The organism is Ensifer sp. SSB1 (assembly GCF_016652895.1).
Taxonomy (GTDB): domain Bacteria; phylum Pseudomonadota; class Alphaproteobacteria; order Rhizobiales; family Rhizobiaceae; genus Ensifer.
The window spans coordinates 1-3,693 of record NZ_JAEPRP010000116.1 but is presented as its reverse complement, the minus strand read 5'-3'; the positions used below and the strand labels follow the sequence as shown (position 1 = coordinate 3,693).

Annotated in this window: 4 protein-coding genes and 3 pseudogenes; 4 read left to right on the top strand and 3 right to left on the bottom strand. The window is 57.7% G+C overall.

Annotated elements, in window-relative coordinates; all coding sequences use genetic code 11:
* Positions 1–478 (top strand): annotated as a pseudogene (locus tag I8N66_RS24740) (ABC transporter substrate-binding protein); the annotation flags it as partial.
* A 428-nt stretch (positions 479–906) separates the two neighbouring features.
* On the opposite strand, the pseudogene I8N66_RS37595 reads toward I8N66_RS24740, so the two are convergent.
* The 3 genes and pseudogenes from I8N66_RS37595 to I8N66_RS24730 all read right to left on the bottom strand — a co-directional run.
* Positions 907–1,035 (bottom strand): annotated as a pseudogene (locus I8N66_RS37595) (recombinase family protein); the annotation flags it as partial.
* Between the two features lie 10 nt (positions 1,036–1,045).
* The gene (locus I8N66_RS24735; protein WP_291159312.1) at positions 1,046–1,405 is read right to left on the bottom strand and encodes a helix-turn-helix domain-containing protein; all 360 of its coding nucleotides are present in this window, start codon (positions 1,403–1,405) and stop codon (positions 1,046–1,048) included.
* A pseudogene (locus I8N66_RS24730) lies at positions 1,402–1,545 on the bottom strand (DUF6516 family protein); the annotation flags it as partial. The pseudogene I8N66_RS24730 and the gene I8N66_RS24735, both read right to left, overlap by 4 nt.
* 761 nt (positions 1,546–2,306) lie before the next feature.
* Here I8N66_RS24730 and I8N66_RS24725 point away from each other — a divergent pair.
* The 3 genes from I8N66_RS24725 to I8N66_RS24715 all read left to right on the top strand — a co-directional run bounded on the left by I8N66_RS24725 (position 2,307) and on the right by I8N66_RS24715 (position 3,439).
* Positions 2,307–2,567 (top strand): CopG family ribbon-helix-helix protein, encoded by a 261-nt coding sequence (locus I8N66_RS24725; RefSeq protein ID WP_223728871.1) that lies wholly within the window; start codon positions 2,307–2,309, stop codon positions 2,565–2,567.
* Positions 2,564–2,854 carry a type II toxin-antitoxin system RelE/ParE family toxin gene (locus I8N66_RS24720; RefSeq protein ID WP_291159309.1) on the top strand — a complete coding sequence of 97 codons (291 nt, stop codon included), beginning with the start codon at positions 2,564–2,566 and terminating at the stop codon, positions 2,852–2,854. The genes I8N66_RS24725 and I8N66_RS24720 overlap by 4 nt, the downstream gene beginning before the upstream one ends.
* Positions 2,855–3,148: 294 nt before the next feature.
* Positions 3,149–3,439: a hypothetical protein gene (locus tag I8N66_RS24715; RefSeq protein ID WP_291159306.1), complete on the top strand. Its 291-nt coding sequence runs from the start codon at positions 3,149–3,151 to the stop codon at positions 3,437–3,439.
* Positions 3,440–3,693 lie beyond the last annotated feature (254 nt).

Sequence of the window (3,693 nt, the reverse complement as noted above, 5' to 3'; positions counted from 1 at the left end):
CCGGCTAGCCTCTCCTCGATCGCCCGATAGGCCGAATGCGCGCCGCGCGGCGGAACTGATGCAGGCGGATCTCGCCAAGGTCGGCATCAAGGTCGAGATCGTCTCCTACGAATGGGGCGAATACCTGAAGAAGTCGCGGGACAAGGCGCGCGACGGCGCCATCATCCTCGGCGGTACGAGCGACAACGGCGACCCGGACAATCTGCTGAGCTACTTCTTCAGCTGCGCCGGCGTCGGCGGCAGTAACAATGCCAACTGGTGCTACAAGCCGCTCGACGAAATCTTCCAGAAGGCCCGTAGCAGCTCGGATCAAAGCGAGCGGACAAAACTCTACGAAGAAGCACAGGCGATAATCAGCGATCAGGCGCCTTGGGTTCCGATTGCCCATTCTACCGTTGTGCTGCCGATGTCGAAGAAGGTGACGAACTACGTGATGGAACCCTTGGGTTCGCATCGATTCGACAAGGTCGATATCTAAGAATAAGCCCAACCCGTCGGACATCTGCGCGCCTGTTCCGGCAGGCGCGCAGCGTTGATAACATTTGAACCGTTTCACAATTCAATCTCGTCTCGGCAAGGCAAGGATCAGCCGCAATCCATGTTTTCCGGTAGATGGTGTGGGTTCCAAAGAGTGTAATTTCGGGCCGTGTAGCTGAGTGAGTGAGTGGATGAATGCTCGCCAGGGCAGGGGCTGAAGACCGTGCCAAGGCCGTTGTTGTTTTTTTACGGCCTTTCGAAGTTCGGGGCACTGTTCCGTTCCAGGCTCTTCGAAGCCATGGAGATGACCTCGTTGAGGAGGTCCGGACCCCGACCAAAACCACGGTCTCGGCTGCCCAAGTGACGGCAGTGTAAAGCATGGTCCTGCCCAAGAGCCTGGATCGGACCAGGGGCATGATGACCCGGCGGCGGCCGATCGCGGTTCGCGCCCGAGGCGGTTTCCTCGAAGATGCTGGTACACGCGACCTTGCGTAGCGCGTCGAGCGTGCCGCGACGGTTTGTTCGCGGGTGGAAACGCGCGTAGCCGATCAGTGCCAACACTTCCTCATCACGCTGCGGCGCTCACATCGTATTCGAAATGAATGCGATCATAGGGAAACTCGATTCCCTTCTCTGTCCGGTCGATGACACCAGCATTGACGAGCGTCGTCACGTCACGATGAACGGCCTGCACATCGCGGTTGACCCGACGCGCGACCTCGCGGATCGACAGCGCCCCGTGTCCCGCGAGCGCCTTGACGATAGCGAGGCGGGAAGGCGCGAGCACTCGGTGCATGTCATCGTAGGAGGTGAAGTTGACCGAAGGTACGGCCTCTGCTGTCTCCCCTGCAAGCGCCCGCCTTCCGGCCTCGACAAAGCGAGCCTTGGCATCCGCTATGGTACTCAAGCGCACAGTCAAAGTTGTCATCTGAGCATCCTTTCCATGTCAGCTTGGAAGGCATCGTAAAGTGCTTCAAGGGACGTAAATTCGATGGCTTCTTCGCGGTTACCTAAGTGACGGTGATCGCCTTTCCCGCGTTCATTGTCGTGGCGGAGAACGCACTCACCGGACGATGAAAGTGCCTGAAAGGGCATTACGAGGCAACGCGATGTCCATGCCGAAAAGCCACAGCCGAAACCGCACTTGATCGAGGAATTCACGGCGGCTTAAACAGCGGTATAAGCGCAAAAAGCAACACTTCCCAAATGACCGTTAAGTTCCAAAGAATGCCGTTTCGGCAATGAAGCTGGGTGAGTGAGTGAAAGATTTGCTCTGGAATACAATGCTTTGGCGACCGCGCGCATAGGATTGGCTGTTGCAGGAGCGGAAATGGGCTGTTTGTTGCTTTTTCGCTTTCGCTCGATCCTCACAGGGCCAGGAGGAACAGGGCTTTGAAGGCGCTCGGCTTGGTCCGAAAAGCAACACGACTGAAATGACCGTCTGGTTCCAAAGAGTGCGGTTTCGGCAGTGAAGCTGGGTGAGTGAGTGAAGGCGATGCCTGATTCGGCATAGGCTTCCGACCTCCGGAGTTCGAACCTGCTGTTGCATACCTCCTTTGCAGGCGTTTGTTGCTTTTTGTCCGAGAAGGAGTTGCAACATCTTTTGCCAGTGTTGCAGCGGCGAGAGAGCCGAGTGTTGCTTTTTACACGCCGCTGAGCATGCCTCTCTAGGCTCGCGCATGCGAGGCCGGTCACGCGCAGGTCATCGCCGAAGTGCTGACAGGACGCCGATGCGATGGCTGTCATCAGGGGAACGCAAGCCAAGCCTTGACCCGCAACCGGCGTTCCGTGCTATAATGTGTACATGTAAACACAACGGAGAGTGGAGCATGAGTGCGACGATGACGATCCGTGTCTCGGAAGACACCTTGGCCAAGCTGACAAAGATCGCCGAAGGGACGAAGCGCAGCAAATCCTTCCTCGCGGGGGAGGCGATCTCGGCCTACGTCGAGCGCGAGCTTGCCATTATTGAAGGCATCCAGCGCGGGCTGGGCGACGTGGCGGCTGGCCGCGTCGTCCCGCACGAGCAAGCGATGGCTGAAGCCCGCCAGATAATTGCGGAAGCACGGCGCAAGAAAGCGCAAGGATGAGGCGAGTTGTCTGGTCGGCTGACGCACACCGCGACTATCTCGACATCCTCGCCTACATCGCCGACGATAATCCGGATGCAGCCGAGCGGGTCGTTGACGCCATCGAAGACGCGGGCAACAGGCTCAGTGAGTTCGCCACCGGCAGGCCGGGGCGCGTGACTGGCACTTACGAGAAGGTAGTGACGGGCTTGCCCTACATCATCGCTTACGCGCTGACGGACGAGGCAGTAGTGATCGTCCGCGTCATCCATACGGCCCGCGACTGGCAGGAGGAGGAGTGGCCGTAACCTCAGAAGGGATGCGAGATGTGATCCCGACCACGTGGACATCCGCGAACGAACGCTATGTTGCTTTTTGGAGCCGCGCACATGGAGGTATTGATAGCGTCATCCTGAGGGAAGCCCCGATTGCAGCGACGTCCGAAAGCGACCAGGAACAATCAAGCTCACGACCTGTTAGAATTCGAAGGCGCATCCGCAGGGAGAGAATTGAAGCTCAGGTATGGTCTAATATTTCTGGCTGGCGCTGCCGTGTTTTGCGAAGGCCTTGAACCACTGGGACCGCACCAGGGACCTGACCGTTTGGCCTTCATTCTAAACATTTCTCAGATACCGCCGTCGGTTCGCACCCTTGACTGCAACGCCAACGCCACCACTGACGTGATCGTCACCTGCTCGTTTGAGATTGACCCACGCGAGTTCGACGAGGTGCTGTCTGGTTGGCAATTTGCGGACAAGAAAGTTTTGGGGAAGCGTGCCTTTTGGTCGCTGAGCGATACGAAGAGTGATCTCCAGCGACGTCCACGCACCGCAACGTCACGGCTGCGCGCCGCGCGATTGTCGGCCAGCAGGGGTGCCTTCTTGATGGTCTGAGGAGCCGGTGATTTAACCGGCATGTTGACCCGCGCTCCCGAACGCGGGCAAATGTCACAATGCCGCCTCGGAAAAGCAACAGGTGAAACCGCCGTTTATCGTGGAAATCCCCAGAAACACAACAAGCGGTTTAGGCAGCAAAAGCAACAGAAGCAAAACCGCTCGGGTGTTCCATAATGTATGTTATGCGATACAAGGATGTAGCGGCTATTTAGTAATGCGACAGTTGGGCCAGTTAGAGATGCGACAGTCTC

Bases quoted from the DNA above. Each gene is read 5' to 3' on its own strand.
- I8N66_RS24735 (WP_291159312.1), bottom strand. From the start codon at position 1,405: ATGACAACTTTGACTGTGCGCTTGAGTACCATAGCGGATGCCAAGGCT.
- I8N66_RS24725 (WP_223728871.1), top strand. From the start codon at position 2,307: ATGAGTGCGACGATGACGATCCGTGTCTCGGAAGACACCTTGGCCAAG.
- I8N66_RS24720 (WP_291159309.1), top strand. From the start codon at position 2,564: ATGAGGCGAGTTGTCTGGTCGGCTGACGCACACCGCGACTATCTCGAC.